Origin of the sequence: Desulfuribacillus alkaliarsenatis (genome assembly GCF_001730225.1) — a bacterium.
Classification (GTDB): Bacteria; Bacillota; Bacilli; order Desulfuribacillales; family Desulfuribacillaceae; genus Desulfuribacillus; species Desulfuribacillus alkaliarsenatis.
Window position 1 is genome coordinate 1 of the sequence record NZ_MIJE01000027.1, and the last position, 546, is coordinate 546.

Here is a 546-nt window from a genome sequence, read left to right on the forward strand (position 1 = left end):
ACCGCCCGTCACACCACGAGAGTTTGTAACACCCGAAGCCGGTGGGGTAACCCGTAAGGGAGCTAGCCGTCGAAGGTGGGACAGATGATTGGGGTGAAGTCGTAACAAGGTAGCCGTATCGGAAGGTGCGGCTGGATCACCTCCTTTCTAAGGAAACAGACCGTGAAATAATCGGTCATAGAGACATCGGTCTCAGACGTATGTTTTGATTGCAATACAGTTTTCAGGGAATTTTACTGAAAACCTAGAAACCAAGGTAACCCCTTAGTTTCCAAAAGGTTTCGTAATTCTCTTGAACCATGACAACTACACATCCTAAATCGAAAAGACATCGATTAAAAAATCTAAAAGCTGAAAGCAAAAACAAATACGAAACTTTGGAAAACCCAAGGTTAAGCTAATAAGAGCGTATGGTGGATGCCTAGGCGCTAGGAGCCGAAGAAGGACGGAGCGAACGCCGAAACGCCACGGGGAGCTGTAAGCAAGCATTGAGCCGTGGATATCCGAATGGGGGAACCCAGTATCCGTAATGGGATACTACCCATA

At 47.1% G+C, this 546-nt stretch carries 2 rRNA genes; both read left to right on the plus strand.

The annotated features are described in order from the left end of the window. Positions 1-147: ribosomal RNA gene (locus tag BHF68_RS08570) — 16S ribosomal RNA — on the plus strand; the annotation flags it as partial. A gap of 243 nt (positions 148-390) precedes the next feature. After that, positions 391-546 (plus strand): 23S ribosomal RNA (locus tag BHF68_RS08575); the annotation flags it as partial.